The sequence below is a fragment of the Nocardioides sp. P5_C9_2 genome, assembly GCF_054049555.1.
Window position 1 is genome coordinate 1 of sequence record NZ_JBFUMD010000370.1, and the last position, 4,028, is coordinate 4,028.

Consider the following 4,028-nt stretch of genomic DNA (forward strand, 5'->3'; position numbering starts at 1 on the left):
TGGCATAGACCACGGTGCCGCCGTCCTCGCTCGGGACGGGTTCGTACGATCCGACGGCGCCGGCGGCCAGGGTCAGGGCGACCGGTCCGGTGTCGCCCTTGGCGAGCATGCCGTTGTACATGCGGCGCACCTCGAGATACGCGACCGTGGCGGCTGATCCGTCATCCTTCTGCTTCGCGGTGGCGTCGAACCCGAGCTCGTGCATCCTGTGGAGCAGGTCCCGCTCGTCCGCGGAGATCCAGCCCAGGTCGTGCAGCCGCTCGAACCCCAGGCCCGTGGCCACCCGCCGGTCGCCCTTCGCCTCGCGCATCAGCCGCCGCGCCTCCTCGAGCGCCGCGTGCTGTATGTCTACGACCCCGATCCCGATCGTCTGCGTCAGCTCCACCATGACCATCTCCTCCACACGGACTGTCGTCGTCCCGACCGGACGAGCGATCTCTTGGGAAGAGACCCGAGGGTCCCGGGAGATACGACCTGACGAGCGCTGCTGGGACCTGGTGCTCGGACGGTCCTGGAGGTGGTCCATACTACGAACGTGCCGGCCTCGTCAGAAGGTGGCTCCGCGGACGTGGTGTAGTGGCAGCACGCTTCCCTTCCAGGGAAGGGGTCGAGGTTCAAATCCTCGCGTCCGCTCCATCTGGACGACGCGCTGCACCACCTGCCCCACCCCGCCGTCCTCGCGGCCCCTGACCGACGCCGACGGCAGCACGATCCGCTACGGCGACCCCACGGTCGAGGCCGGGGCCCCCGCCTACACGGCCTGGGGCAACATCGCCTGGCTCGTCCAGTGGCTCGACGACCGCCCGGTCGTCCTGCCCGAGTTCGGACAGAGCCAGTTCCTTGGCTGACCGACGTGATCGCCGCTGGGGGCTGGTGGTTTCGCGGCGCCCGGACGACGCTGGAGGTCCGACGGGGCGGATACGTGGGAAGGAGTGAAGAACGGGTGGGTCGACGGTTCAATGTCATGCCGATCGCGGTGGCGACGGCGCTGACGATGGTCGCCGTGACCGGGTGCGAGGGCGGAGACGGCGAGGACCCCGGCAAGTCGGCGTCAGTCGGTGCGGCGGAAGCGATCCTGATCAGGACGCGTGTGGATCTGCCCACGGTCGACATCCTGGACGGCTCCACCGTGGGGGGTTCGCCCTTCTGCCCGGGCGGCACGGCGACGGACCAGCACGGGACTCCCGAGATCGGACTGGTGGACCGGACGATCACCTGCCGGGACGGCACGCTGAGGGTGGGCTTCGACCCCGGGTTGCCGGCAGGCGACACGCAACGCGGCCCATGGAGGATCATCAGCGGGACCGGCGCCTACGAGGGGTGGAGCGGCAACGGCGACATGGTGATGAGGTACGACCCGAGGGACAGGCGCAGGCATCCCACCCGGGGGCGCGAGAGGTACACCGGGGCGGTGACTCGCTAGACCCCTGCGGGCTCACGTGGCCGCGTCACGCCTGCCGGCGGACCTGTCGGGCAGCGAGCCAGCACTCGAATCGCCCGGCGGCCGTGTCCAGGTAGTGGCGCACCCCCGTCTCGAGCCGAGCGACGTCGTCTCGCAACGCGAACATCCGGTAGTCGGCCAGGCGTTCGGACGAGCACTCGTGGTGCGGGGCGCCGACCCTGTCCACGGACGCGCCGCAGTCCTCACAGGGCATGTAGCGGGACCTGAACACCATGTCTCTCCACCTCTGCTGAGCGGTTCCCGACCCTGACCAGCTGGGCCCCGGATCTCGTTGCTCCCGGCTGGGCGCGGTACTAGCGTGGACCGTGGCGGGCTGGCGCCAGAGCGGCTCAAATGGCAGACAACGCTGATCTAGCGCGCAGGTTGCACGAGGCGTGGAACGAGCGGAGCTTCGACGAGATGGCCGAGGCGATGGCGCCCGACGCGACGATCACCATCGTCGGGTCGGGCGACACCTTCGAGGGCGCCGATGGCTCTCGTGCGTACAGCACGATGTGGGCGGATGGTTTCCCGGACGGCAAGGTGACGGTGGATCGAGTCATCGAGTCGGGCGACCTCGTGGTGGTCGAGTTCACCGGCCGAGGCACCCACACGGGGACCTTGGTGACGAGCATGGGTGAGATCCCGGCGACCGGACGGTCGATGACCCTGCAGCTCTGTGACGTCGTCGAGTTCAAGGATGGCAAGGTCCTCAGTCAGAAGACCTACTTCGACACAGGATCCATGATGGCTCAGCTCGGCCTCGGGGCCGATCAGATGGCATCCCAGCACCGGTAGGGACAGGTAGCACGACCGGCGCCGGCCCACCATCCATCGGAGAGGGCCGCGTCCACATACAGGGACGCGACCCCGTCCGGGTCTCGTCGTGCTCGCGGACATCAGCGTCACCCGGTCGAGGAGAGTGAAGAGGACGCAGACCGTCCGGAGTCGTCCCTAGGGTGGTCGGCATGACTCCGTCCACCACCGCCACCATCCCGCCGGGCGCCCACGTCGAGCACACCGACCTCCGGGCGGTCTCCTTCCACCACGTCCGCTTCGTCGGTCTCGAGCTGGTCGACGTCGAGATCAGCGGGGAGCTCCAGGACGTGACCATCAACGGCGTCGACATCGGCCCGCTCGTCGAGGCCGAGCTCGACCGGCGGACCCCCGACCGGGCCAGGATGCGGCCGACGTCCGTCGAGGGGTTCCAGGAAGCGTGGTCGATCCTCGAGCGACTGTGGGGCGAGACCGAGGAGCGGGCGCGGACGCTTCCTCCCTCGCGGTTGCACGAGCGCGTCCGCGAGGAGTGGTCGTTCATCGAGACGCTGCGCCACCTCGGCTTCGCCAGCGCAGCCTGGGTCGGCCGGATGGTGCTCGGTGACCCGCGCCCCTGGCACCCGCTCGACCTGCCGTGGGACGAGGCGCCAGGCTGGGAGGGCATCCCGTGGGACCGCGAGGCACGGCCGTCGCTGGACGAGGTCCTCGCGGTACGACGTCACCGCCAGGCCATGGTCCGCGACGTGATCGCCTCGCTGACCCCCGAGCGACTGGCCGAGAAGGTCGGATGCACCGCTCCGGGATGGCCGCGGCTCGAGGACTTCCCGCTCGCCCAGTGCCTGTCCATCGTCGTCAACGAGGAGTGGCACCACCGCCTGTACGCCGAGCGCGACCTCGACGCGCTCCCGACCACGACGGAGCAGAGCTGAGATGGACATCGTGCTGATCGCGGGCATGTGGTTGGACGGCTCCGCCTGGGACGCCGTCACCCCCGAGCTCGTCGAGCTCGGTCACCGACCCGTCCCGCTCACCCTGCCGGGCCAGGGCGACGGCAACGCCCACGCGACGTACGACGACCAGGTGGCCGCGGTCCTGGCGGCGGTCGACGCCGCCGACGGGCACGTCCTCGTGGTCGGGCACTCCGCGGCCTCCGCGCTGGCGTGGGTGGCCGCCGACGCCCGGCCCGACGCGGTGGCCCGGGTCGCCCTCGTCGGGGGCATGCCCACCCCCGACGGGGAGACGTACTTCGGATTCTTCGAACCGGTCGACGGGGTCGTGCCGTTCCCGGGCTGGGAGCCCTTCGAGGGACCCGACTCCGACGACATGTCCCCCGAGCAGAAGGCGAGCGTGGCGGCCCGGGCCGTCGCGGTGCCGGCCGCCGTCACCCGGGGCGTCGTACACCTCTCCGAGCCGCGTCGCTACGACGTACCGGTGACGATGGTGTGTCCCGAGTTCACCCCGGCCCAGGCCAGGGAGTGGGTCGAGGGGGGAGAGGTGCCCGAGCTCGCCCAGGCACTGCACGTCGACTACGTGGACATCGACTCCGGACACTGGCCGATGTTCACCCGTCCCCGCGAGCTGGCCAGGATCCTGGCCGACTGCGCCGAGGGGTGAGGGACGGCTACCAGCCCCGGGCGCGCCACTCCGGGAGCGACGGACGCTCGGCGCCCAGGGTCGAGTCACCGCCGTGCCCGGGATAGAACCAGGTGCTGTCGGGGAGGGCGCCGAAGAGCTTGGCCTCCACGTCACCGAGCAGCTGGCGGAACGCGTCGACGTCCCCGCGGGTGTTGCCCACCCCGCCGGGGAAGAG

At 70.5% G+C, this 4,028-nt stretch carries 6 protein-coding genes, 1 tRNA gene and 1 pseudogene; 5 read left to right on the top strand and 3 right to left on the bottom strand.

The window, feature by feature from the left end; all coding sequences use genetic code 11:
• The coding region (locus ACXJKL_RS16225) for a hypothetical protein (protein ID WP_457208061.1) at positions 1 to 388 on the bottom strand (388 nt) is incomplete at its 3' end.
• A gap of 174 nt (positions 389 to 562) precedes the next feature.
• On the opposite strand from ACXJKL_RS16225, the gene ACXJKL_RS16230 reads away from it, so the two are divergent.
• Together ACXJKL_RS16230 and ACXJKL_RS16235 are read left to right on the top strand one after the other, a co-directional pair.
• A tRNA-Gly gene (locus ACXJKL_RS16230) sits at positions 563 to 636 on the top strand.
• Positions 637 to 853: 217 nt separating this feature from the next.
• Positions 854 to 1,423, top strand: coding sequence for a hypothetical protein (locus tag ACXJKL_RS16235; protein ID WP_457208062.1), 570 nt, complete (start codon positions 854 to 856; stop codon positions 1,421 to 1,423).
• 25 nt (positions 1,424 to 1,448) lie between these two features.
• Here ACXJKL_RS16235 and ACXJKL_RS16240 read toward each other — a convergent pair whose 3' ends face one another.
• A complete protein-coding gene (locus ACXJKL_RS16240; protein ID WP_457208063.1) occupies positions 1,449 to 1,676 on the bottom strand; it encodes a hypothetical protein in 228 nt (75 codons plus the stop codon).
• A 119-nt stretch (positions 1,677 to 1,795) separates the two neighbouring features.
• Between ACXJKL_RS16240 and ACXJKL_RS16245 the strand changes: the two genes are divergently transcribed.
• The 3 genes from ACXJKL_RS16245 (at position 1,796) to ACXJKL_RS16255 (ending at position 3,832) form a co-directional block, all read left to right on the top strand.
• Positions 1,796 to 2,239, top strand: a complete 444-nt coding sequence (locus ACXJKL_RS16245) for an ester cyclase (protein ID WP_457208064.1) — start codon at positions 1,796 to 1,798, stop codon at positions 2,237 to 2,239.
• A 170-nt stretch (positions 2,240 to 2,409) separates the two neighbouring features.
• Positions 2,410 to 3,147 (top strand): DinB family protein, encoded by a 738-nt coding sequence (locus ACXJKL_RS16250; RefSeq protein ID WP_457208065.1) that lies wholly within the window; start codon positions 2,410 to 2,412, stop codon positions 3,145 to 3,147.
• A gap of 1 nt (position 3,148) precedes the next feature.
• Positions 3,149 to 3,832, top strand: coding sequence for an alpha/beta fold hydrolase (locus tag ACXJKL_RS16255; RefSeq protein WP_457208066.1), 684 nt, complete (start codon positions 3,149 to 3,151; stop codon positions 3,830 to 3,832).
• Between the two features lie 7 nt (positions 3,833 to 3,839).
• On the opposite strand, the pseudogene ACXJKL_RS16260 reads toward ACXJKL_RS16255, so the two are convergent.
• Positions 3,840 to 4,028: pseudogene (locus ACXJKL_RS16260) on the bottom strand (MBL fold metallo-hydrolase); the annotation flags it as partial.

Excerpts from the sequence above, each read along its gene's own strand:
- ACXJKL_RS16240 (WP_457208063.1), bottom strand. The coding sequence starts at position 1,676 with ATGGTGTTCAGGTCCCGCTACATGCCCTGTGAGGACTGCGGCGCGTCC.
- ACXJKL_RS16245 (WP_457208064.1), top strand. The coding sequence starts at position 1,796 with ATGGCAGACAACGCTGATCTAGCGCGCAGGTTGCACGAGGCGTGGAAC.
- ACXJKL_RS16250 (WP_457208065.1), top strand. The coding sequence starts at position 2,410 with ATGACTCCGTCCACCACCGCCACCATCCCGCCGGGCGCCCACGTCGAG.
- ACXJKL_RS16255 (WP_457208066.1), top strand. The coding sequence starts at position 3,149 with ATGGACATCGTGCTGATCGCGGGCATGTGGTTGGACGGCTCCGCCTGG.